This window comes from Sulfitobacter sp. (assembly GCF_039977885.1).
Classification (GTDB): domain Bacteria; phylum Pseudomonadota; class Alphaproteobacteria; order Rhodobacterales; family Rhodobacteraceae; genus Sulfitobacter.
On record NZ_JBDWCI010000012.1, the window covers coordinates 476,152 to 498,581 of the forward strand.

Annotated in this window: 21 protein-coding genes; 7 read left to right on the forward strand and 14 right to left on the reverse strand. The window is 56.6% G+C overall.

Going from position 1 to position 22,430, the window contains the following annotated elements; all coding sequences use genetic code 11:
• Positions 1–27 precede the first annotated feature (27 nt).
• The 4 genes from ABJM03_RS10670 to ABJM03_RS10685 are packed head-to-tail and all read right to left on the reverse strand — an operon-like array spanning position 28 to position 4,170.
• Positions 28–1,140 (reverse strand): ABC transporter substrate-binding protein, encoded by a 1,113-nt coding sequence (locus ABJM03_RS10670; protein ID WP_348417370.1) that lies wholly within the window; start codon positions 1,138–1,140, stop codon positions 28–30.
• A gap of 57 nt (positions 1,141–1,197) precedes the next feature.
• Positions 1,198–2,292 (reverse strand): ABC transporter ATP-binding protein, encoded by a 1,095-nt coding sequence (locus ABJM03_RS10675; protein ID WP_348417371.1) that lies wholly within the window; start codon positions 2,290–2,292, stop codon positions 1,198–1,200.
• Positions 2,293–2,329: 37 nt separating this feature from the next.
• Positions 2,330–3,172, reverse strand: a complete 843-nt coding sequence (locus ABJM03_RS10680) for a sugar phosphate isomerase/epimerase (protein WP_348417372.1) — start codon at positions 3,170–3,172, stop codon at positions 2,330–2,332.
• The gene (locus ABJM03_RS10685) at positions 3,169–4,170 is read right to left on the reverse strand and encodes a fatty acid desaturase (RefSeq protein WP_348417373.1); all 1,002 of its coding nucleotides are present in this window, start codon (positions 4,168–4,170) and stop codon (positions 3,169–3,171) included. Before ABJM03_RS10685 ends, ABJM03_RS10680 begins: the two co-directional genes overlap by 4 nt.
• A gap of 86 nt (positions 4,171–4,256) precedes the next feature.
• Between ABJM03_RS10685 and ABJM03_RS10690 the strand changes: the two genes are divergently transcribed.
• Entirely contained in the window at positions 4,257–5,144 is an 888-nt protein-coding gene (locus ABJM03_RS10690; RefSeq protein ID WP_348417374.1) for a LysR substrate-binding domain-containing protein, read from the forward strand.
• 295 nt (positions 5,145–5,439) lie between these two features.
• Here the strand turns inward: ABJM03_RS10690 and ABJM03_RS10695 are convergent, their stop codons facing one another.
• Positions 5,440–5,928 (reverse strand): hypothetical protein, encoded by a 489-nt coding sequence (locus ABJM03_RS10695; protein ID WP_348417375.1) that lies wholly within the window; start codon positions 5,926–5,928, stop codon positions 5,440–5,442.
• A 42-nt stretch (positions 5,929–5,970) separates the two neighbouring features.
• Positions 5,971–8,010: a TonB-dependent receptor gene (locus ABJM03_RS10700; RefSeq protein WP_348417376.1), complete on the reverse strand. Its 2,040-nt coding sequence runs from the start codon at positions 8,008–8,010 to the stop codon at positions 5,971–5,973.
• A gap of 223 nt (positions 8,011–8,233) precedes the next feature.
• Here ABJM03_RS10700 and ABJM03_RS10705 point away from each other — a divergent pair, with 223 nt between their 5' ends.
• From ABJM03_RS10705 to hemP, 5 genes are all read left to right on the forward strand, one after another.
• A complete protein-coding gene (locus tag ABJM03_RS10705; protein ID WP_348417377.1) occupies positions 8,234–9,280 on the forward strand; it encodes a ChuX/HutX family heme-like substrate-binding protein in 1,047 nt (348 codons plus the stop codon).
• Positions 9,277–10,164: an ABC transporter substrate-binding protein gene (locus ABJM03_RS10710; RefSeq protein WP_348417378.1), complete on the forward strand. Its 888-nt coding sequence runs from the start codon at positions 9,277–9,279 to the stop codon at positions 10,162–10,164. Before ABJM03_RS10705 ends, ABJM03_RS10710 begins: the two co-directional genes overlap by 4 nt.
• 4 nt (positions 10,165–10,168) lie before the next feature.
• Positions 10,169–11,233, forward strand: a complete 1,065-nt coding sequence (locus ABJM03_RS10715) for an iron ABC transporter permease (RefSeq protein ID WP_348417379.1) — start codon at positions 10,169–10,171, stop codon at positions 11,231–11,233.
• Between the two features lies 1 nt (position 11,234).
• Positions 11,235–12,023, forward strand: coding sequence for a heme ABC transporter ATP-binding protein (locus tag ABJM03_RS10720; RefSeq protein ID WP_348417380.1), 789 nt, complete (start codon positions 11,235–11,237; stop codon positions 12,021–12,023).
• Positions 12,024–12,205: 182 nt separating this feature from the next.
• Positions 12,206–12,382, forward strand: a complete 177-nt coding sequence (gene hemP, locus ABJM03_RS10725; protein ID WP_348417381.1) for a hemin uptake protein HemP — start codon at positions 12,206–12,208, stop codon at positions 12,380–12,382.
• 52 nt (positions 12,383–12,434) lie between these two features.
• Here the strand turns inward: hemP and ABJM03_RS10730 are convergent, their stop codons facing one another.
• The 8 genes from ABJM03_RS10730 to ABJM03_RS10765 all read right to left on the reverse strand — a co-directional run bounded on the left by ABJM03_RS10730 (position 12,435) and on the right by ABJM03_RS10765 (position 21,392).
• Entirely contained in the window at positions 12,435–13,835 is a 1,401-nt protein-coding gene (locus ABJM03_RS10730; protein WP_348417382.1) for a multicopper oxidase family protein, read from the reverse strand.
• A gap of 37 nt (positions 13,836–13,872) precedes the next feature.
• On the reverse strand, positions 13,873–14,889 hold the full coding sequence (locus ABJM03_RS10735) for a hypothetical protein (protein ID WP_348417383.1): 1,017 nt from the start codon (positions 14,887–14,889) through the stop codon (positions 13,873–13,875).
• Between the two features lie 167 nt (positions 14,890–15,056).
• Positions 15,057–16,319, reverse strand: a complete 1,263-nt coding sequence (locus tag ABJM03_RS10740; RefSeq protein WP_348417384.1) for an imelysin family protein — start codon at positions 16,317–16,319, stop codon at positions 15,057–15,059.
• 295 nt (positions 16,320–16,614) lie between these two features.
• Positions 16,615–17,799 carry a M24 family metallopeptidase gene (locus ABJM03_RS10745; RefSeq protein ID WP_348417385.1) on the reverse strand — a complete coding sequence of 395 codons (1,185 nt, stop codon included), beginning with the start codon at positions 17,797–17,799 and terminating at the stop codon, positions 16,615–16,617.
• A 65-nt stretch (positions 17,800–17,864) separates the two neighbouring features.
• Entirely contained in the window at positions 17,865–18,518 is a 654-nt protein-coding gene (locus ABJM03_RS10750) for a DUF2848 domain-containing protein (RefSeq protein WP_348417386.1), read from the reverse strand.
• Positions 18,519–18,533: 15 nt separating this feature from the next.
• A complete protein-coding gene (locus tag ABJM03_RS10755) occupies positions 18,534–19,814 on the reverse strand; it encodes a TRAP transporter large permease (RefSeq protein WP_348417387.1) in 1,281 nt (426 codons plus the stop codon).
• Positions 19,811–20,344, reverse strand: a complete 534-nt coding sequence (locus ABJM03_RS10760) for a TRAP transporter small permease (protein ID WP_348417388.1) — start codon at positions 20,342–20,344, stop codon at positions 19,811–19,813. Before ABJM03_RS10760 ends, ABJM03_RS10755 begins: the two co-directional genes overlap by 4 nt.
• A 10-nt stretch (positions 20,345–20,354) precedes the next feature.
• Positions 20,355–21,392: a TRAP transporter substrate-binding protein gene (locus tag ABJM03_RS10765; RefSeq protein ID WP_348417389.1), complete on the reverse strand. Its 1,038-nt coding sequence runs from the start codon at positions 21,390–21,392 to the stop codon at positions 20,355–20,357.
• 135 nt (positions 21,393–21,527) lie between these two features.
• On the opposite strand from ABJM03_RS10765, the gene ABJM03_RS10770 reads away from it, so the two are divergent.
• Entirely contained in the window at positions 21,528–22,397 is an 870-nt protein-coding gene (locus tag ABJM03_RS10770; protein ID WP_348417390.1) for a LysR family transcriptional regulator, read from the forward strand.
• Positions 22,398–22,430: the final 33 nt, after the last annotated feature.

Consider the following 22,430-nt stretch of genomic DNA (forward strand, 5'->3'; position numbering starts at 1 on the left):
ACAGACAATGCTGTGGCACCCAAGCCCTTATGCTGACACGATGCCAAGATAGGCATCCAGTGCTGCGCCATAGTTGTCCTCATACCAGCCCATATCAAGCGCGGCTTGTTTGGAGAAGTTGGCAGGATCCGCCGGACTAAAGCGTTTGAGTTCCTCCGGTACCAGCGCATCCGCTGCCGGATTGCTGGGACCTTGCCCAACCAATTCAAACATCTTGAGCTGCTTTTCAGGGTCTTGAGCCGCGGCAATATACTGCATGGCTACGTCGCGGCCCGCAGGGTTGCCCTTGATCACCGCCATAGAGCCGGGCGAGATGAGACCGTCATCCCAGATAAACTTGATATCACCCTCTGAGTCCTCTTCGAGGATCTTGGCGCGGGTGGACCAGACTAGTGCCATTGAGGCATCGCCGTTCAGCATCAAAGACTGGCTTTCGGCACCGCCGCCCCAAAATGCGACGACATTTTCCTTGAACGCCTCGAGTTTTGCATGCGCACGCTCCAGATCCAGCGGATAAAGGGCATCGCGGGCCACGCCGTCGCCTAGTAGCAAAGCCTCCCACATGCCTGCACCCCATTTATACATTGCGCGTTTGCCGGGGAATTTTTCGACATCAAAGAAATCCGCCATGCTGGTCGGAGGTGTGTCAAATTGCGTGCTGTCATAGGCGATGACATAAGAAAAGAAGTAGGTGGAAGCCGCGTATTCCCATCCAAATCCTTCGCGCGATTTCGCGGGGTCGACGACGTTATAGTCGATCTCTTCCATCAGGCCCTGTTTGCCAAGCGCTTGTGCTGAAAACGGGTCCGCATCGCAGATGTCCCAGCTGGGGCTACCACTTTCGGCTTGTGCCTTCATAGAACCTTCAGTCGGGCCGGACCCGTCTTGCAGGACCTTGATGCCGGTCGCCTCGGTGAAGGGGGCGCCCATGGTGGTGTCATATGCAGTCATGGCATCTCCGCCCCAGTTTACAAACACCAATTGACCGTCGGCAGCCATCACCGGCATGCCGGTGGTCGCCAACGCTGTGGTACCCAAAAAACCTGCGGCCAATTGGGTGAACTGGCGGCGCGAAATGCGCCCATTGCGGGCTTTGTCCGCCAGAATTTCAATGCTGTCTTTTATAAAGGGATCGTTCATGTTTTTTCTCCGTTGGATAAAAGGATGCCGTTTTCCGGTCTGTTATCTTGTAATTATTTATAGAAAGACGCCGCGTTCCTTGGGCCAACTGACCCAGATATCGTTGCCCGCTTGCAAGGGGGTGGACATGTATTCTGTTCCTGCGGTCAAAGTCAGCGCTTGGCCCGCGGGGGTCAGGACCGACAGTCGTGTCTCGGCCCCCATATAGGTCACATCTGCAATTTTCGCCGGAATGGCGTTGCCTTGCTCGGGGGGGGATGAAGTGATCGACATATGTTCGGGGCGGATCGCCAGTAGGGAAGTTGGCGTGCCGGCATCTGGCGTTGCATGGAGGATCGATCCTTCAAAACACGCGGCCGTGCTCGTGCTGCTTTGCTTTACGTCCTGAAGGGGAAGGATATTGATGTCGCCCAGAAACTCCGCAACAAATCGGTTGACTGGGCGCTCGTATATCTCGCGGGGTGTGGCGACTTGCTGTAATGTACCAGCGCTGAAAATAGCGATGCGGCTGGACAGGGCCAGCGCCTCGGACTGGTCGTGGGTGACAAAGACAAATGTCGTTCCGGTGTCTCGATGGATGCGGCGCATTTCGTCTTGCATCTGGCCGCGCAAATTCCGGTCAAGCGCCGAAAATGGCTCGTCGAGCAGAAGAACAGGAGGCTCATAAGAGAGCGCACGCGCCAGAGCCACACGTTGTTGCTGGCCACCCGATAAGGCCGCGGGGCGTTTATGGCCATGCCCGCCAAGGCCCACCATCTCGATCATCTCTTCAGTGCGCCGTTTTACCTGCCCGGCGGACCGCCGCTGCACTTTGAGCGGAAAGGCAATGTTTTGCGCAACGGTCATATGGGGGAACAGGGCATAGCCTTGAAACATCATCCCAAATCCGCGCGCCTCGGCCGGTTGGTGGGTCACGTCGACACCGTCGAGCAAAAGGGTCCCGGAGGAAGCGGGCTCGAACCCGCCCAGCACCATCAGCATGGTCGATTTGCCAGAGCCAGAGGGGCCCAAAAACGTCAAGAACTCTCCGCGACCAATCGTGAGGGAGATATCCTTGAGAGCATCGAACGTGCCAAAGCGCTTGCCGATACCTGTTGCACAAATTTCCGCGGCCTGTTTGCGACTGGTCATATGAGCATCTTTCGTCGTCATAGGGACATTCCCAGCCTATGCATTGACTTGCGACCGGTCACGCATTCCCACCCAAATCAGCCCATATACTTTCGGCCATTGCCTTGATTTTGAGCGCTTCCTCCCAGCGGTTCGACATCTCGCGCCCATCCGCACCGGTCATCGCATATTCCGGCGGGCCGAGTTCGCACAGGAATACGACATCGCCCTGCGCATTACGGGCACGCCAGTCAGCAAGCCCCTCGCGCCAGAACTCTTGAAACAGGGAAACCCATTGTGCGTGCTGCGGAAAGTCGATCTGTAACTGGATTTGTTGGCGGCTTGCTACCCGCCCCTGAAAGCTGTCCGAGCGCGCCAGACACCGCGACATCAAATCCCGCTCCCATTTGGCCAGCGGCAGTTTGAACTCGCGGTCCACCATGTAATGCGAAAGATCTGCTGCCAGCCTCATCTCGGGGATGGCATCCAGCATCGACAGCGTCGCAAAGAGGTCATTGGTGATACAGTTGCGATGTGTTTCAAAGTGGATCGGCATGCCGATCTGGTCCGACATTTCGATCCACTTGCGAATGACGGGGATCGCGCCCTCAACCGTGAGCGGGAAAACCTGACCGACCACATTCACGTATGGCGCGCCGAAATCCTGTGCCATGACCAGCGTCTCACGCAGGCTTTCAACGGACCGCGGAAAGGCCACGATCATAGGCGTCAGCCCTTCGCGCTCGAGGTGGGGTCGCATGGCATGGGCCACCTCGACATCCGACGCGCCCAGATCAATCGCCAGACCTGCGTATCCTGCATCGGCGACCATCCCGGCAATGCGGTCCAGCGGTAACATCTCGCCGGATGCATCATGGGGCTGCATGGACCAGAGCGATTGATAAACTTGCAGGCGTCTCATGCGGCCTCGATGCGCTGGGTGCCGCCATTCGCACGCGGAACGATCCATACCTCGTCATAGGGGTATTCGTCTTCGGATTTCGATGCCAACTTACGCAGCACTTCGATCTGGAATTCGATCCATCCCATTTTATACGGGACCGCGCCGCTGTTGCGGATTTCGGCGTCCAAGTTGGCCAATTGCCAAAATGGCACGCTGGGAAATGTGTGGTGCGCGGTGTGATAGGGCATCTGCCAGCACAGCCAGCGCATCACCGCATTGGTGCGCGTCGAACGCGTATTTTCAAGAATGTCGTCTTTATGGCTGAGACCAAGGTGTTCAATGGTGTTTTGTAGCTGGTGCACGGGCTTCATCACGACCATAGGTCCGATCCACAAGATCACAGCTGCCCAACTGCCGCTGATCAGTGAGACAACTGCGATGGCGGCATAAAGTGCGGCGTGAATGCGCCCTTCGCGGATGACTTTTGCGTGCTCGCCCTCACGAATGTAGGGTTCGATCACAACGCCGCGGCAAAAGCGCACGATGCGAGCTACGCGCGAGTACCAATAGGTCGGCCCCCAGAACCACAACAGGTAACTGCGTAGCGTGTAGGGTTCGCGCACCAATTCGCCGTCCTTGTCCCAGTTTTGGGTGTGCTGATGATGTGCCCAGTGCTGTATTTTGTCGAAATCACGGGGGAAGATCATCAAAAAACCGATCAGACGACCAAAGGCCTCGTTCAGCCATTTCGTTCTAAAGACGGTCTCATGGCTCAATTCATGCTGGCCCGCGTAGAGAAAATTAAGCAACACGCCATGCATCATGAACAAGGGCACCGTCCACCATGTGCCCCATAGGGTCCAGAGAGCGACACCTGTGACCACGATAGCTCCAAAATGACTGCCGAGCTGAAGCGCGCCGCGCAAATCGGAGCGTTGCATTAGCTCACGCATGCGGGTGGGTGCCACGAGCTTGCGGCGTGAGAAACTGGCTTCCATCGAATCTGCTCCTGTCATGTTAGAGGTTTCCAAAAGGTTGCGAGCAAAATTGGTTTGTGTAAAATGATGATATTTCCCGAATTCAACAAAAAATATTTGTCTTAATGCGTATCGGTTCAAAACATCTCCCGCTTAATGCGCTACAGGGCTTCGAAGCCGCAGCGCGGCATTTGAATATGCGGCGCGCAGGCGAAGAGCTGAACCTGACACAAAGTGCAGTCAGCCATCAGGTGCGTACTTTGGAGAAAGCTCTGGGGCGTCCGCTGTTTGAAGAAAACAGACGCCGCCTTGCGCTGACACCTGATGGGAAACGTTTTCTTATTGCAGTGAAACAAGGGCTTGAGGCGATTTCGGCAGCGGCCACGCAAGTAAGCGAGGATGCGTTCTCCTCGAGCCTGACAGTTCTTGCAACCTCGGCCTTCAGCTCTCAATGGCTGGTGCCGCGTTTGCCGCGCTTTCTGGAGCTGTTCCCGGATTTGACGTTTTCGTTGAGGGTTGCATCGGCCGCAACATCATCGGATCTGGCTCAGGTCGACGCGGCCGTTGTTTTCAACAACGCTCAATTTGAGGGCATGCGTGTCGAGACATTAACACGCCTTGAAATGTTTCCTGTGTGCGCTCCGGGGCCAGATCGCAAGATGGTGCCAGAGGATTTGGAAGGCGAAACCTTGATCCACGAGGATGACGGAGAGATTTGGGCGCGTTGGTTCGCTGCTGTCGGTGCAGAGCAGATCAAACCGCGCCGCGCAATTTACGCCTCGGGTACACAGGCGGCCCTTTCCCTTGCGATGGCCGGTTCGGGTTTTGCGATCAACGACGGCATCATTGGTGCAGAGGCGTTGTCGAAGGCGTGGATTACACGTCCCTTTGGAAACGCCACGCTTTCATTCGGGGAATATTTGACCGTAACGCCACCGATAGAACGCATCACGCCCGGTGCTTCAGCTTTCGTAGCCTGGATGCGCCGTGAAATGGCGGCCACAAACCGCTAGGGAAAATTAGCTATTCTAAAGCGGGAAGGGGCCTGGCAGGCCGGTTTGATGTGGCAGGATCCAGTATCTTGGAGGAAAATATTGCCACAAATATCGCTCGGAGTAATACATGTGGTCTCCGAAACTCCGCTGTAGTTTGGTTTTGGCTCACCGGCCGCTATACTCATTTTCGGAGTATCATAGATATTACACTCGCAGGTGCCGTCGCGGTATCTGGTTGTTTGCTATGTGGTTTTGATATGTTGCTTCAGGTCGCGGGGGCATGCAGCAACTTATGCCCCCGCCTTGTTTGTGGCTAGTGGACGAAGCTTGCGAAACGCTGGTCTAGCTCTTGTGTTGCTTGTAGAAAACGCGCCGGGTCTTTTCCCTCACACAGCAACAGCGCGTTCATATGGGCGAGCTGCATTTTTCCTGCGCGGATTTGGCGGAAGCTTTGCATCAGGTATCGCTCTTCGGGTGTGAGGAATTTACTGCACGCACGGCACCGAGGATCGGTGTAGTTGAATGTATGCGGGCGGGTCGTACGCATCACGTTAAGCATGTGCAGAATGCTTTGCGCTATCGCTGCCCCCTGTTCTTGGGGGAAGGCGGCCTCGCAATAGCGGTAGGCGTGCATCCAGAACTGGGTTTCCGGATGACTGAACGCCACGAAAAATAGCCGCGCAGTCTCCAGCAGATGCTGCTCGATCTCGTCATAGCGTTGATCGGCGACCAGTGCCTTTATCTGGCCTTTGATGTCGCGTTTGCTATGGGTTTGATGTGAAGGTTTGTTCTGCGGGCTCATTTTTCGACCTTTCTTGGACGGTTTCTAGAGAGGGTCGACCACTTAGAATGTGGTCGACATGCTCAGTTTGAAGTTACGTCCGGGGGCAGGGCGCGTGGACAGGCGCGGGGTGTATTCCTTGTCGAACAGGTTCTCGACGCCAAACCGGATTTGGCTGCCTTCCAGAAAACCGCGCTGGGGTTTGTACGTGGCACGCAAATTGTGAATGACAGAACCGGGTACGGTTTCGTCGTCACTTTCAAAGCGGCGATTGCCTACAACTTCCCAGCTGGCATCAAGTTTTTTGCCAAACTTTTTGCCAAGCGTCAGCCGCATACTGTCCGCAGGAAGGCCGCGCCAGTCGATCTCGTCTCCGGTTGACTGGAATTCCGTTCCGCTCACGATGTTGGTGTTCATGTCGATATAGAACCCGCTGCTCATGGCATAAGAGGCTTCCAGCTCCAGACCTTCGGTTTCAATCCGGTCAATCGTCGCCGAGCCCAAGACCGAGTAGGATGTCACATCGCGCAATTCGGTATGGTACAGGTTGGCCTTGATCGCGAACCTATCATCAGGGCGGATCAGATCGTGGCCCGCATAGGAGGCACCCAGTTCGAATGTGTGCGATTTTTCAGATTGGGTCATGTAGGCGACTGTGCCCAGATCATCGAGGATCGGTAGGTTTTCAGTATAGGCGGCGCTACCGAACACAGCGAACCCGTTCCCGAAGGCATAGCGTAGCGACACGCCGCCCATAAGCGCGTCGTTGTTATAGGTATCGTCATTCGGAGCGGTCGAGCCTTCGATATGCGAATGCTCGTAACGGACGGCAGGTGTGATGGTCCATGCATCATTGATCGAGATTGTATCGACCGCAAAGACTGCCACACGTTTGTCGGTGCCACCCGGGGCGGAATCTGCGTCCTTGCGTTCTTTATGGATCAGCTCGACCCCCGTGCGCAATTCGTGCCCAACGCTGCCGGTGTTGAAAGCGGCGGTGTTTTTGACGGTAAGTTTGGCCGTTTCATACCGGTGGTCGGCGTTGACGGTGCCAAAGCCGCCAGCTGTAAAGCCGCCGGGCAATCCACAAGGATTGCTTGGATCATCACAGGTTGATGACCCTTCTACATATTCCTGGTCGATTTCCTGATCCGCGTAGGACGCGATAACTTCGAGATCGATCAGCTCATTGGCCGGATTATAGGTGTAAGTCAGCGCAGCGGTACGCGAATTCACTGTCCGGTCCACATTTCCGAATACCCCGCCGGTGGTGAGGAATGTGTCATAGGGTACATCGGATTCGTCTGTCTCGGAGTCGGTGTAGGAAAACGAGATTGAGTGCTCGCGGTTATCACCGAAGGTGTAGCGCCCTTTTATGAGGTAGGAGGGCAGGTTGAACGCGCTGTTGCCGATGTCAGATCCGTTACCGCTTTGCTGTGTGTCCTGATCCCGCCATGTGTAATTGAGCAGGAATTCAAGCTGATCGGTCGGTTGCCATGCCAGATTGGTCGAGCTGGTGATGCCTTCGCCGTTGGACGAAAATTCCAGCGTCTGCGAGCCCGCAAAGCCAAGCTCACCACCGGTGAAGTCTGAAGCGTCTTTTGTTTCGAGCTTGATCACCCCGCCCACGATACCAGAGCCATATTCAAAGCTGCCTACAGTGCCGCGGATCACTTCGGCAGATTTATACAAGAAGGGGTCGGTAAACAGTTGCGTGCCGATCCGGTAGATTTCCTCTGCCCCGACCGAGGCTCCATCGACAATGACGGCAACTTTCTGGTCGGTGCCATACGTACTATTCGCGCCGTAGCCGCGGACGTTAATGCCTGATCCTTGCGGGGTTGAGCCGTTGACCAGATTAACGCCCGGTACAGTATCGATCAGCTCTGCAATGGTGCCGGGTTGCCGGTCCAGGATTTCTTCCTGGTCAATCTGCGTCACGGCGGTCGCGGTATCTGTCTGGACTGCGCGCTTGCTTTCGCCCAACACAATCACGCCCAGATCAATATCTTCGTCCTGAGCAAAAGCGATGGAGGCGCTGCCGATTGTGAGCAGGCAAGCAGTCGTTGCGCGCAATGCTGCGCGTGTGGATGGATTAGACATTTGGTCCCCTAACAAACATGTCCTTCGACTGTGCTTGCGGTGAGGCTGGCGTGTCGTGAAATTTAATTGGTTTTTGGTCGGGTGCTTTCACCCTCTTGCAGTCGCTACAATACCTGATTAAAACTGTCAACAATGATCGAGGCGTATCGATCAAAGCCAGCCGCTTTCTTGTGCCAGCCGATTCAACACCCATTCCCGAATTGCATTGGACCGAGGTATCACCATGACCGAGCTGACCCCGAACGACATCCGCAACATGCGAGAACGCAGCCCGAACCTGCGCGCGCGTGATTTTACCGAACAAAACAAAATCTCCGAGGCGGCATTGCTGGCGGCCTATACAGGGCAGAGCACCACCCGTCTGGATGCGCATCCGGACCGGATTATCGGCGCCGCACAAGAGCTGGGAGAGGTGATGGCCCTGACGCGCATGGCGTCATGTGTGCATGAAAAGACAGGCACCTATGCCAATTATCATCCCGGCCCGCACGCGGGGATGGTGCTTACCGAAGATATTGATCTGCGCATTTTTCCACAGCACTGGCGCCATGCTTTTGCGGTCGAAACCGAGACCGAAAATGGCTTGCGCCGTTCCTTGCAGGTCTTTGATGGGGCAGGTGATGCGGTCCATAAGATATTTTTACGTGATGAGGCGCGGATCGACGCATGGGAACAGATCAAGGAAAAACTGGCATTGGCGGACCAAAGCCAGACGCTAGAGCTTGATTCACGTCAGGCGCCAGAGGCACCAAAGTCCGACTTGTCCAAGCTGGATGTCCTGCGCAAGGAATGGGCGCGTTTGACCGATACCCATCAGTTTTTGCGTTTGTGCAGCAAGCTCAAGATGAACCGTCTTGGTGCTTACCGGATTGCGGGTGCGCCCTTTGTACGCCCCTTGCTGCCGCTGGCGGTGGATCAGATGTTGGGCCTTGTGCAGCAGCGCGGGATCGAGGTGATGGTTTTCGTCGGGAATAAGGGCTGCATCCAGATACACACCGGCCCGATTGAAACATTGCGCAGCATGGGGCCATGGCAGAACGTGCTGGACCCGAGATTCAATCTTCATCTGCGCCTTGATCACATTGCTGAAGCATGGGCCGTTGAAAAGCCGACGCAACGCGGCATGGCCGTGTCAGTCGAAGCCTTCGACAAGGACGGGGCGCTGATTATGCAGGTGTTCGGTGTTGGCAAACAGGGCCGTGACAGTCGGCCTGAATGGCAAAAGATCGTGGGCGAGCTTGAAGGTCTTGAAGAGGGGATTTCGGCATGATGCGGCAGGTTCTCTCTAAATCGGCACAGTTCCGTTTGGGCGCTGGCGCGCTTGCGTTGGCTTTTGCAATTGGTGCTTTGCCGTCCATTGGCAAAGGTGAAGAGGCGCAGGCGGAGAAGGTTCTGGCGCTTGGTGGTTCTGTGACCGAAATTGTCTATGCTTTGGGGCAACAGGACCGTCTTGTTGCGCGCGACAGCACATCAACTTACCCACAAGAGGCGAATGACCTGCCCGATGTAGGGTATATGCGCGCGCTCTCCTCCGAAGGGGTGCTATCGGTCGCCCCCGAACTGATATTGTCAGAAGAGGGCGCAGGGCCGCCCGAAACGATCGCAGCATTGCAAGCGGCCGCGATCCCTTTTGTCACGATCCCGGATGAATATAGCGCCGAAGGTGTTGTTGCCAAAATCACGGCCGTGGGACAGGCATTGGATGCACAGAAGGCAGCAGAGGAGCTTGCCGCGCAAATCACCACAGATTTCGCACAGGCAGAGGCACGCATGGCGGAGGTGGAGCATCCTAAACGGGTGCTCTTTATCCTGAGCACCCAAGGTGGTCGTATCCTTGCGTCGGGGACGGGAACCGCAGCACATGGCATTATCGAGATGGCAGGCGCGGTGAATGCGGTCACGGCATTCGAAGGGTATAAACCTCTCACGGATGAAGCCGTCGCTCTTGCTGCACCAGATGTGATTTTGATGATGGACCGATCAGATGGTCACGGTGCCGATGATAATGCGCTTTTTGCAATGGCTCCGATCGTTACGACGGCTGCGGCACAGACGCGATCGGTTGTACGGATGGACGGGCTTTACCTGTTGGGCTTTGGTCCTCGCACGGCGCAGGCAGCGCTTGACCTGAACGCCGCCCTTTACGGAGGTTAGTATCATGGCGGTTTTGAGCAATCCCCCGCAAGTTCTGGACCGTCTTCAAACGGCGCGCAGTTTGCACGTGTGGCTGGCGATTTTGCTGGCTGTGGTGAGCTGTGCTAGCCTTGCAAGTGGCGCGTCGGGGACATCTTTGATGCAGGTCATGGTCAAACTCCTGCAAGGTCGCGCCCTGACACAGACCGAAGTCGTCGTGTTGTGGGATATCCGCATGCCGCGGCTGGTCCTTGGCATCTGCGTCGGCGCTGCATTGGCTGTGTCCGGTGCGGTGATGCAGGGGTTGTTTCGCAACCCGCTGGCCGATCCTGCGCTGGTCGGGGTGAGTGCGGGGGCTGGATTGGGGGCCATCAGTGCGATTGTGCTGGGCGGCTTGTTGCCGGTCTCACTGGCCGCATGGGCTGGCAATTATCTGGTGCCGGTCGCGGCCTTTCTGGGCGGTTGGTTGTCCACGCTGGTGTTGTACCGCGTCGCAACACGCGCGGGGCGTACCTCGGTGGCGACGATGTTGTTGGCGGGGATCGCATTGGGTGCATTGGCCGGCGCTGCATCGGGGCTGTTGGTTTATGCCGCTGATGACGACCAGCTGCGGGATTTGACATTTTGGGGGCTGGGGTCACTGGCGGGGGCCAGCTGGATCAAGGTAATGGTCGCGGCACCATTGATTATACTGGCCGTTGGTATTGCATGTACGCTGGGGCGGGGGCTCAACGGGTTGGCCTTGGGCGAAGCAACTGCGCATCATATCGGGATACCGGTCCAGCGGATGAAGAACATCGCGATCCTGACAGTTGCTGCAGCCACAGGGGCAGCGGTGGCTGTGTCAGGTGGTATCGGTTTTATCGGGATCGTGGTCCCGCATCTTTTACGGCTTTGGTCCGGACCTGATCACCGGACGTTGTTGATCAATGCGGCGCTGTTGGGGGCCAGTATGCTTTTGATCGCAGATATGATCAGCCGTGTTGTCATTGCACCGGCGGAATTGCCGATTGGCATTGTCACGGCTGTTCTTGGTGCTCCGGTGTTTTTGTGGATCCTGCTGCGCAAGCGCGGATTGGTGGAGTTCTGATATGCTCGAGGCAAGCGAAATTAAGGTCTCATTAGGCGGCACGCCTGTCCTTAACGGAGTGTCATTCAAGGCCGAGGCAGGCCAGCTCACTGCGATTGTCGGGCCAAACGGGTCCGGCAAGACCACGCTATTGCGGTCCGTGACCGGAGATGTTGCCTATCAGGGCCGTGTATCGCTGGGCGGGGCTGATATCTCCGTCTTGCCTGCATGGCATTTGGCATCCCTGCGCGCGGTACTCCCTCAGGCCAGCACGTTGGCGTTTCCCTTTACGGTGATCGAGGTGGTGCGTATGGGGCTCCAGCAAAGCACCGCTGGTGGGGACGAACACATCGCCTTGGCCGCATTAGGGCGCGTGGGCCTTGAGTGCTATGCGAACAGGCACCTGCATGATCTGTCCGGCGGAGAGCAGCAGCGGGTCCAATTGGCCCGCGTGCTGTCGCAGGTTTGGCAGCCCGTGCAAGAGGGTGTACCTCGTTGGCTTTTTGTCGATGAACCTGTGTCGAGCCTTGATATCGGACATCAGTTGCAAGTGATGCAAATCCTTCGTGACTTTGCCAATGCTGGCGGGGGGGTGATTGCGGTGATGCATGACCTGAACCTCACCGCGATGTATGCGGACCGTGTGATGGTGATGGCAGGTGGCTCGTTGATTGCGTCAGATACGCCGGCAAAGGTTATGACCGATGAAACGCTATCGCAGGCCTATCGCTGCACCCTAAAAGCAAATGCCCTCCCAGCGGGGAATATGCCCTTCATCCTACCGCAAATGGCGACTTCGATAGGGCATTGACGCAAAAAGTGCAGAGTCTGGGATTTTCTGGAAATATAACTGACTAATTTAGTCAGAAATATTGCGTATCCAGTTAAAGTAGTATTTTGTAAATATAGAGATCGGGGGATTCCGTTGATGTGCGCGGCCACAGGGCTGTGGCGATCGGTGGCCTCGGGCAAGGAAATGAAAAGGATGGTAGGATGACGATAACCATGAAACCGCCAAGCGTCGTTGCGGCACCCGCCCAACAGGCTGTATTGCCGGGATATGATGTGCGCGACATTGTTGAAGAAGGCGGACAAGCCCATTTGATCCTTGATGGGGCGGTCTATACCCTGCGGATCACCCGTGCAGGCAAGCTGATTTTGACGAAATAAACAGTATTGCAAGGCCCTCTGTCAGATGAGGGCCTGCAATGCGCACGCCGGATCAAACCACACGGATAAATCCGGCCAGACCGGTCTTTTGATGTTCAATCACATGGCAGTGGAAAGCCCAATCGCCAGGATTGTCCGCACGCAAGGCGACCTCGATGGTTTCGCTTTTTTGCAGCAGCACCGTATCCGTATAATTGGCCGGAATTTTCCGTTTATTCGAGCTGATCGGCACAAAGACAAGCCCGTGCAGATGGATCGGGTGGTCATTGGGGGACTCGTTGCGCATCCGCAGGATATAGTCCTTGCCCATCTCCAGCGTCGCTACGGGTCCTGTACCGTCTGCTGCATCGCCGGGCCATGGGCTGCGGTCGATTGACCAGAACGTAAAGGGTAGGCCACCGCAAAACCCGTTATAGGGGATCTGGTCGGAGGGTGACCAACCAAACACCATTTCGATGACTTCAGCGTTTTCAATATCGGGTTTTGCAATTGGATTTTCCGGCAACGGGGCCAGCTGTGCCAATGTCCGGCCCAAAGCGGGGCCAGTAGTGCGGAGGGTCGCCAAAGGCATACTGCGTGCACCGATTATGTGGTTGAAGACAAGCTCAACCTCCGCGTCGGCGGGTGCCTCGATGGCCACGTCTACGCGCTGGCCGGGACCCAGAATGAGCGGTGCCTCGGCGGTGGGCCAAGGAACCTCTTCCTCAATCGGATGGCCATCCCACGCAATGATACGGCCCGCTACATCGGGGAATACGATCTTGTAGACCCGTGTGATGTCGGTCACGCCAAGGCGGATCCTTGCAAGCCCGCCCGCCGGAACTTCGTAAGTGGGGGAGATATCCCAATTGGTGGTCATGACATTAGGGTTGGTGCCCCCACGTGCTGCGCCGCGTGCAGTATAATAGGGAAGGAAGCTGCCATCTTCGGCCAGCCTGAACCCTTTGAGGTTCAATGGCAGGTCAATATCAAAACCGGGGTCTTCGGCCTCATCCACGATGAGCAGGCCGGTCATACCCTCGGCCATCTGGTCACCGGTCATGCAGTGGGGATGATACCAGAATGTCCCCGCATCGGGCGGGGTATAGCGGTATTCGAATGTCTCCCCTTCGGCGATGGGGAATTGTGTCAGATAGGGCACGCCATCCATGGCGTTGGGTATGCGCATACCGTGCCAATGCATGGTCGTATAATCGGGCAACCCGTTGGTGAAATTCAGCACGGCCTCGACGTTCTGCTTAAGACGCAGGACCGGCGGCGGGGCGTTGTCGACGGTGCTGACAACGCCCTGTGTTGTCGGGCCGTTAAAGGCAAAAGAGGTGCGCCGCGTGGTCAAATTGATCGCGGTGGCCGCTTGGGCAGGGCGCCCCGAACCCAATAGGCTGCCGCCCAAGGCAGCGACCCCAATTGCACCGGTTCCAAGCAGGACAGCCCGTCTGTTCAACTTCATCATGACTGTCCCCTTTTTTGTTCAAATGATCCGGCTGTGATCAGAACTCGTAGCCGACCAGCACACCCAGCGTGTCACTTTTTACGCCGTCTTCATCCCCGTAGCGATATCCGACTGCCGCAACAACACCGCTGGTAAATTCATACTCTACCGTAAGGGTGGCAAGCGTGTCTTCCGTGCCGCCTTCGATGTCACGGTAACCATAGACACCCGACAGGTTGATGTTGTCAGCCAATGGTACCGCAGCCCCGACCGAGATGTAAGTCGCGGAGTCGTTTGTGCCATCAAAGCTGTCGAAATAGGCGACTTCGCCGATGCCGACAAACTGACCGAAGTCATGTGTGGCGCTGAATGTTGCACCGGTCTGGTCGTCTGTATCGCCTTCGCCTTCGGCCTGTCGCTGAACCGCAAAGGAGTAGGCAGTGCCTGACACTTCGCCCGTGATACCGGCAACAAAGGAGCTGAGGGATTTGGTGTTGGAAACACCGCCGTCATCCAGATCAAGCTGGCCGCGCTCAAAGCCGATTGAATCGCTCAGGAACGAGCGGTCGGCCTGAAAGAGAGCGCCGTAGATTTCATGGCTGCCGCCTGCGAATTCAACAGGGATCGACAGACCGGCACCAACCCTTTCGGTGATCTCGTAGTCTTCGACGAAATCGGTGCCATAGATGCCGGGCGCTTCGTCATTGGCCAAACCATATGCAACGTTGAATTTACCGGTATAGCCGGTAAAGCGGCCGAAATCATGGCTGAGGAATAGCTCTTCGGCATATAGGCCGTGATCTTCGAATTCTGAATCGCCTTCGGGGTCGCCCAGTTGTTCAAACACCAGCCCCAGATGCAGATAGGTAGACGGTGAGAAACGGTAGGTGATGGCACCTTCGATTGTGGCGTTCAGGTTATTCACCTCGGCACCGCTATCGGTAGCGTCAAAGGTGAAATCGTTTTCGACTTCGACCGAAAACTCGGCGGAGAAGCCCAGCTTGGCGTCTTGCGCAAAGGCTTGGGGCGCGGTGAATGCCAGTATGGCAAGACCAAGGGAGAAAGCGTGCTGCATTGGATTATCCTATAAAATACAACGCCGGAGGGACGGCCCGGGCCGGCATTTTTTACTCGTTAAGGGAGGGGGCGCATTCGACCACTAAATAGGGGTCTCCTGCTGGGTATGGGTGATTTGACCGATGCTGTAATCGGCACCGGTCAAATCATTCTTGTATTTACGGTTTATTCGAAGACGCTGCTTGGATCATCAAGGCTGTCGGAGCCTTCAAATCCGCCTACGTTGGCACCCAATGCAGTCACAATACGTTCAAATGTTTTGGTCTGATCAATAAGACCGTTCACACCGGCCATGATCACCGCTTCGCCGGATCCGTTGCCACGGGCCAGCATCTGGTCGTAAGCTACGCCAGCTTCGCCAACGGCTTTCATTTCGGCCATGGCGCGCATGGTGTTGCCAAGCTTTACCTGCGTTTCCAGATCGAGGCCGGCATCGGCTTCCTTAACCAGATCCGCAAGCGATGCGCCGCTGATTTTGGTGCCGTCTACGCGGGTGTAGTTGCCCAGATAAACGTTCTGGATGCCCAGAGCGTCGTAGTAGTGGCTGTTGTAGGTGTTGTCAGAGAAGCAATCGTGCTCTTCTTCGGGATCGTTCAACATGATGCCAAGACGCATGCGTTCGCCCGCCAGCTCACCGTAAGACAGTGAGCCCATGCCGGTCAGCATGGCAGAAATAGCTGCATCTGCATCGCCTGTCACAGCTGCACGCGCATCGCCGCCATCGGCCCATTGTGCGGCCATCCACTCCAGATCAGCCACCAGCAGATCTGTTGCGGCTTTCAGGAACTCACCGCGGCGGTCACAGTTGCCACCGGTGCAGTCATCGCCTTGCACGTAATCGGTATAGGGACGCTCACCTGCGCCTGCGCCGGTGCCGTTGAGGTCCTGTCCCCACAGCAAAAACTCAACGGCGTGATAGCCGGTGGCCACGTTGGCTTCGTTCTCGTCAGCTTCTTGCAGGATGTTTTCAAGCAGGTCGGCTGTGATAACTGTTGCATCGACGGTTTTTCCGCTCAGCTCGAAAGTAGGGGTCGAGATCACGTTCAAGGTCGCGGCAGCGTTCTCACCGTCATCAAAGACTGTGCTGCTGTCTACATAGTCGATCAACCCTTCATCAAGGGGCCATGCGTTCACTTTGCCTTCCCAGTCATCCACGATGGGATTGCCGAAACGGAAGACCTCGGTTTGCATGTAGGGCACGCGGGCGTTCAGCCATGCCTGACGCGCGGCCAGCAGGGTAACTTCGGAGGGATCGGCGATCAACGCGTCAACGGCGGCTTGCAGTGTCTTGGCCGTGATGGCGCTGTCTTCGTAACCGGCAGCAGCGATATTTGCATAGTTGGTGACGACATCTGTACGGGTGTCGGCGAGGGCAGGTGACGCGTAAGCAGCCATCAGCGCGATCACTGAAAGAGCAGTAGATTTCATGGTGAGTCTCCGAGGGGTTAACAAAATAAAAATGTTGGCCACTTGGTGTCATGAAAAATCTATCGCATCAACTCCAAATCTTATTAATTTAATCAACAATCTATTTATGCATTTGAAATATATACTTACATCGTTTTGTTGAGGCTTGTTCGGCTGTCTTTTGAAATTACCTGCATTGCGTGCGGATTGGCCCATTGGCGTAAGGTCACCGTCGAACATCAGCAGTTGGGAACGATTCCGCGCGCTTGAACCGTTTGCCTGCCTAGCCTGTGCGCCGCTTGGAAATGCCGCGCCATCACACCAGTGTAATCAGCTCCAGTGGCGATTTCAGGAGGGGTTTCGCGCCGGTCTGCGTGACCTCGATCATCTGGCCCAATGCCGCCCCGCCAATACCGTTTATGAAGAGGTTCGGGTGCAGCTCAAGGATCATGCCGGCCTTCAGTATTGGCCCGTCATCGAGGGGGTGGGGTTCGGGAGCCGCGCCAAAACTTTGCGGAAATGCAGCGGTCAGCCCCGGTTCTTCGTAGGTCAGCCCCAATCCATGGCCTGTCCGGAAACTGCTGTTTTTTGCCCCATCGGAGGCAGCATCAAGACAGGATGCCATGGCCTTTACCGCATCCGATATCGACCGTCCGGGGCGCAACGCAGCCCTTCCCAGATCCATAGCGTTCGCGACCCCGGCATGAAGCCGTGAAATGGCTGGTGGCACCGCACCAATGTGCCCCATGCGCAGCCCGTGTGCCCAATGCCCATCGACGGTCAAGGCAACGCCAAACAACATCTGATCGCCTGCTTGGGCGGGCCTTTGGGTTTCTTCGGGCCAATAACGCGGGTAGTCAGCCTGCGGTCCGATGGTCAGCCACGTGCGGCAGCTATCGGCACCTTGTTCGCGCGCGAGGTTTTCCAGAATGCGCTGGCTGTCACGGGCGCGCCGCCCGTACTGGATGACCTCTGGCAATGCCGCAAAAATCCTGTCGCAAATAGCGGCCCCGTAACGGTGGAGTTCGAGGGCTGCGGGGGCTTTTACCTGTCGCAAATCATCAAGGCGCGATGTGAAGTCGCTGCCGTTGTCCCAATAGGGGGCCAGAAGGCGGTACATGCCCATTGGCATCTCGTCGACACCGATCAAGGCAGGTGTCTGTCCGTCCATGAATGCCGCGACTGTTTGGGGCAATTGCGCGGCGGGCAGGTATTGAGGAGATAGGTCAGGGACCGTTTCAAGGGCCGAGGGGAGCATAAAAGGGCTGGTCAGCAAGAGGCGCGTTTCATGCTGGCTCAGTAACAATAGCGCGTTGCTTTCGTGGCTGTCCCAACCGGTCAGGAACCGCATGCCACCGTGTGATCGTGTGCCTGCACCTGTGGCGCTGCCCATGCCAAAGACCGCAACAGGCTGTTCTTTGGCCAGATCGAGCAATGCGGCACGCCGTTTGGCGTGCCTCGTCGGATCTATCCCGCGCAGTGTGGGCGGCAGCTCGGCCATCTGTTAGGCGCGCCTCGGTGCAGGTGTCAGGCGGAAACGCCCGAGGCTGTGGTGCGGGGGCTGTGTCATGCAATGACCGGCAGGGTTTCAACGGTATATGTCAGTGTGATTTCCCGTTTCAGGACAGGGTCGGCCAATCGCATACGGTAGGCGGTTGCTTCGCGGACACCGCCAATCGCGCCCAATGTGCCGCATAACATGGCACCTCCGTTCGGCAGTTTGGAGCTATTGATCAACTCTGTCAGCGGCCGGATGCTGGATAGGGTTCCCGTTTGATACACAACCCACGCGCCGTCTTCTTGTATCTCGCAGTGTAGCTCTAGCGTACCAAGGTGGTCTTTGACTTCGTCCAGCGGCCAAAGAGATGTGCCAACCGGTTTGGGGCAGGCCTGTTTTGATGCGGCCACTGAATGGGCCTCAAGAGGGCGGTCGGTATGATCTGAGCCAAGGCCCAACCAGAAGGTGCCGTTTGCATGGACGATCAGGGGTTCGATTTCACCGGATGTGCCTGCACCGAGAACCTGAATGTGATCGCTTTGTTGCGTCAGGCTTGCGGATGTGCGGTAAAACAAGGGAACCTGCGAGGGCGGAGCCACGCCAATTGCGGCCAGCTCATCAATATGATGTTGGACTTTTTCTTGGTCGCGGCCGGTCCAGCCCGCAACGACAAGGTGATCAATGTCGAATGTGACGGGACCGGTAGGTGTTTCAAAGCGCATGATAGTCCTATGTATTTAAAGGGTTTCGGGCAGCCATAGGGCCAGTCCCGGAATGAGGATAAGAAGTCCGACCATGGCCAGCATGACGAGAACAAAGGGAATGGCTCCTGCGACGACGTCAGCCATTTTGCCGCGTTTGCGCACCGATTGGACGACATAGAGGTTCAACCCGACGGGGGGCGTGATCAGTGCCATTTCGATCAGCACAATCATCAGGATGCCAAACCAGATTTTATCAAATCCAAAGCTTTCGATGATCGGCACAACAATCGGAATAGTGGCCACCATCAACGACAATGTTTCGATGAAAAAGCCCAGCACGATGTAGATCAACACGATCACCAGCAATGTGCCATAAGCGCCCAGTCCCAAACCTTCGAGCAACTGTTGCAGCTGTCGACTGATCCCTAAAGCGGTCAGGGCAAAATTGAGGACATAGGCACCGATCACCACCAGCATGATCATAGCGGTGGTTTTGACAGTGCCGCGCAGCGCGTCATTGAGCATCTCGCGCGTGACCGCCCGGTTCAACGCGGCAATTCCCAATGCAAAAACCACCCCCAATGCTGCGGATTCTGTGGGTGTCGCGATGCCTGCGTAAATCGTGACAACAATTGTCGCGAATAGGCCCATCACCGGCAGCAGATCGGGAAGCCCGCGCATCCGTTCACCCCAGCTATAGTCAGGGCGTTGCCCGCCAAGCGAAGGTTTCCAGACACATAAGCCAATGACCACGGCCATGAACAAGAGGGCCAAAAGGATCCCCGGAAGCAATCCCGCCAGAAACAGGCGCGGGATCGAGGTCTCGGTGAGAAACCCGTAGACAATCAGGTTGATCGAAGGCGGAATCATAATTCCCAGCGTACCCCCGGCCGCAATGGCCCCTGTGAACAGGCGCGGATCATAGCCGAGCCTGTCTCCTTGGGGTGTCGCAACAGTGGCAACAGTCGCGGCGGTGGCAACCGAGCTGCCCGAGGTGGCCGAAAACAACGTCGATGTGGCGATATTGGCGTGGATCAACCCGCCCGGTAGCCACGACAGCCAACTGTTCAATGCGTTATAGGTCCGGCTGGCCACGCCACTGCGGACAAGTATTTCGCCAAGAAGTACAAAGAAGGGAATGGCGATTAGCGTGCCGGAATTGGACGAGGACCAGACCACCTGACCCAACCCGCGCATCAAAGGAAACGGAGAGAAAAAAGTATCAAGAGCGATGGATAGAAGGATCAGAATGATCCCCACGGGAATGGAGGCCAAAAGCAGCGTGAACAGGCCGGTTGTTGTAAAAAGGATCATAACTCACCCTCAAATCCGGCAGCTTGGTCAACCGCGTTCCAGTCCCGTTTAAGCATGAACGCCACAACACAGATCAAAAGCAGCAGCGTAGAGATTGCGAACCACAACCATCCGGCAAACCACAAGGTTTGAGGCCATGCCAGAGGCGTTGCCAATGCGGTATTCGCCCGCGAATTATTCGCAAGGGTGGAGGCAAGAACCCCCCACCCACGCCATCCGATAATTACGGCGGTGACGGCCATAGCGGCCAATGAAAGCAGGTCCATCCATGCGCGCCCCGCGGGGACCAGTTTGTTGCGGATCAGCTCGATGCGGACATGGGCCCGCTCGGTGAGCGCGTAGCTAACTCCCCAAGCGGTCGCAATCGCCATGACATAGCCGGACAGCTCATCGGTGCCGCCCAGCGGATGCCCAAAGGCGCGCATCGCTACATCTGCAAGGATCGCAATCACCGCCATGAGCAGCATGACACCCGCAGCAAGGGCTATGTAGCCGTTGATGCGCGATAAGGTCTGGACAAGGCCCTGCATTCAACGCGCCTCAGTTCGCGACGAAAGTGACGCCGGTGGTCGCACCAACGGTATCATTCCAACGCTGACCCCAGTCGCCGCCTGCGCGGGCTGACCATTCTGGCAGAATGGTCGTGATCAACAGATCTTTTACCAGCGCTTCATCTGCGGCGGTCGCCTCGACCAGCGTCATATCACGCGTGTCACCCAAGGGGCATTCCGCGCCGCCGGTCAAACAGGCGATTTCGGCTGACATATTTGCCTGTGCCTCGGCCCATGCAGGTGCTTCAATCTGCTCTTGAAAGGATGTGGTAAGGGTAGTTTGCATGTCTGCGTCCATCGCATTCCAGCGGTCCAGACGGATGGCGGCAACCACGGGGTCCCAACCACCAAGTGCGAGCGGAAGCAGATGTGTGGAAACCTCCCACCAACCGGAGCTATAGCCCGATCCGGCACCTGTCACGGCGCAATCAATCACACCGCGCTGAAGGGCACCGGGCACTTCACCGAAGGCCATGGTAACCGCTTCCGAACCCAAACCTTCCAGAACATTGGCGGTCATCCGGCCAGAGGCGCGGACCTTCAGACCTTTGAGATCACCAAGGCCTGTGATCGGCGCATTGCAAAAAACGATTTGTGCAGGATAGGGCGCGGTGCCGATGACATGGGCATTAAATACGGTTTCGAAAATATCATCCATCATGGGACGGGCGGCATCGAGGGCAGCTTTTGCCTCGTTGGCATCGCTGGCCACCAGCGGAACGTCGAGCCCTTCGAGCGCAGCACTGTCCGAGACGGCGTAATCTGCGGCTGTCATCCCGACGTCAAACACACCCTGTGACATCATCCGGAATACATCGCCCCCGGCGATGCCCATCTGGTCATGGGTGGTCAAGGCAACCTCGATATCTCCGCCGGCGGCCTGCGGTAAGGCGGTGGTCCAGAACGGGGCCTCGAAGTTTTTGTGCAACGGCAGACCGCTCCAGCTGCCGACGACAGACAGGCTGTCTTGGGCGTGGGCTGCGGTGCCAAGCAAGGCGGCGGCAAGCGTGAATGTAATTTTGTTCATTGGGGAAACCTCTGTTGGCGATGGACGCAATGGCAGCATCCTTGCCGTAAGGCTCAATGTAGGAGGGTATTTTGTCAAATTTTAAATTATGATATCAGCTGATAATCTTTAGTTATCACCACGGGCGCGTGAACCATGAATTTCGATCAGGTCAAAACCTTTCTTGCGATTGCCCGCTTGGGCGCGGTCCGCCGTGCTGCTGCCGCGTTGAATGTATCTCAACCAGCTGTTTCAAATAGAATTCGTGCATTGGAAAAGGATTTGAACGTCACCCTTTTCGACCGGAGTGGCGGCGGTATGCAGCTTAGCAGGGCGGGGATTTTGCTGGTGCCCCATGCCGAGGTGCTCGAGCAGACGATGAACAGAATCAGCGCCGAGCTGGCGTCGTCAGAATTGTTCGAATCCGTTCTGCGGTTGGGCGTGATTGAAACAGCTGCGGAAAGCTGGCTTGCGGAATTTCTGACGCGGTTTCACCGTCTTTACCCACGTGTCGTGGTCGAGGTGTCGGTCGATATCTCGGTGAACCTGCGCGAACAGATTTTGGAACGCTCGCTTGATCTGGCGGTGTTGATGGGGCCTATATCGGATTACACAGTGAGCAATGTACCGCTCCCATCTGTGGAAATGGGGTGGTTCAAACAGGCGGGAACGGATGATCCTGACCTATCCCGGACCCCCGTGATCACATTTCACCGAAAATCCCGACCGTTTCAGGAAATCCACGCCCATTTGACGCGTCTGCATGGGTCGGGTGTACGTGTTTTCCCATCAAGTGCCTTGTCGACCGGGTTCGAATTGGTGGGGGCAGGGATCGGCGCGGGGGCTTTTCCCAAATTAACATCACACAGGAGCATCGAAAGCGGGCGTGTCGCATTGTTCGACCCCGGCTGGAGCCCCAATTCGCTCACTCTGTCTGCCTCCTATCTGCGTGAATACGAGGGCACCTTCATCGAGAAAGCCGTTGAGTGCCTTGACGATGTCGCGCGGGGATCTGGCACGGCCTGACGGGGGGCGGTTAACGAAAGCCTTTGCGCCAAC

Excerpts from the sequence above, each read along its gene's own strand:
- ABJM03_RS10670 (WP_348417370.1), bottom strand. The coding sequence starts at position 1,140 with ATGAACGATCCCTTTATAAAAGACAGCATTGAAATTCTGGCGGACAAA.
- ABJM03_RS10675 (WP_348417371.1), bottom strand. The coding sequence starts at position 2,292 with ATGACGACGAAAGATGCTCATATGACCAGTCGCAAACAGGCCGCGGAA.
- ABJM03_RS10680 (WP_348417372.1), bottom strand. The coding sequence starts at position 3,172 with ATGAGACGCCTGCAAGTTTATCAATCGCTCTGGTCCATGCAGCCCCAT.
- ABJM03_RS10685 (WP_348417373.1), bottom strand. The coding sequence starts at position 4,170 with ATGACAGGAGCAGATTCGATGGAAGCCAGTTTCTCACGCCGCAAGCTC.
- ABJM03_RS10690 (WP_348417374.1), top strand. The coding sequence starts at position 4,257 with ATGCGTATCGGTTCAAAACATCTCCCGCTTAATGCGCTACAGGGCTTC.
- ABJM03_RS10695 (WP_348417375.1), bottom strand. The coding sequence starts at position 5,928 with ATGAGCCCGCAGAACAAACCTTCACATCAAACCCATAGCAAACGCGAC.
- ABJM03_RS10700 (WP_348417376.1), bottom strand. The coding sequence starts at position 8,010 with ATGTCTAATCCATCCACACGCGCAGCATTGCGCGCAACGACTGCTTGC.
- ABJM03_RS10705 (WP_348417377.1), top strand. The coding sequence starts at position 8,234 with ATGACCGAGCTGACCCCGAACGACATCCGCAACATGCGAGAACGCAGC.
- ABJM03_RS10710 (WP_348417378.1), top strand. The coding sequence starts at position 9,277 with ATGATGCGGCAGGTTCTCTCTAAATCGGCACAGTTCCGTTTGGGCGCT.
- ABJM03_RS10715 (WP_348417379.1), top strand. The coding sequence starts at position 10,169 with ATGGCGGTTTTGAGCAATCCCCCGCAAGTTCTGGACCGTCTTCAAACG.
- ABJM03_RS10720 (WP_348417380.1), top strand. The coding sequence starts at position 11,235 with ATGCTCGAGGCAAGCGAAATTAAGGTCTCATTAGGCGGCACGCCTGTC.
- hemP (WP_348417381.1), top strand. The coding sequence starts at position 12,206 with ATGACGATAACCATGAAACCGCCAAGCGTCGTTGCGGCACCCGCCCAA.
- ABJM03_RS10730 (WP_348417382.1), bottom strand. The coding sequence starts at position 13,835 with ATGATGAAGTTGAACAGACGGGCTGTCCTGCTTGGAACCGGTGCAATT.
- ABJM03_RS10735 (WP_348417383.1), bottom strand. The coding sequence starts at position 14,889 with ATGCAGCACGCTTTCTCCCTTGGTCTTGCCATACTGGCATTCACCGCG.
- ABJM03_RS10740 (WP_348417384.1), bottom strand. The coding sequence starts at position 16,319 with ATGAAATCTACTGCTCTTTCAGTGATCGCGCTGATGGCTGCTTACGCG.
- ABJM03_RS10745 (WP_348417385.1), bottom strand. The coding sequence starts at position 17,799 with ATGGCCGAGCTGCCGCCCACACTGCGCGGGATAGATCCGACGAGGCAC.
- ABJM03_RS10750 (WP_348417386.1), bottom strand. The coding sequence starts at position 18,518 with ATGCGCTTTGAAACACCTACCGGTCCCGTCACATTCGACATTGATCAC.
- ABJM03_RS10755 (WP_348417387.1), bottom strand. The coding sequence starts at position 19,814 with ATGATCCTTTTTACAACAACCGGCCTGTTCACGCTGCTTTTGGCCTCC.
- ABJM03_RS10760 (WP_348417388.1), bottom strand. The coding sequence starts at position 20,344 with ATGCAGGGCCTTGTCCAGACCTTATCGCGCATCAACGGCTACATAGCC.
- ABJM03_RS10765 (WP_348417389.1), bottom strand. The coding sequence starts at position 21,392 with ATGAACAAAATTACATTCACGCTTGCCGCCGCCTTGCTTGGCACCGCA.
- ABJM03_RS10770 (WP_348417390.1), top strand. The coding sequence starts at position 21,528 with ATGAATTTCGATCAGGTCAAAACCTTTCTTGCGATTGCCCGCTTGGGC.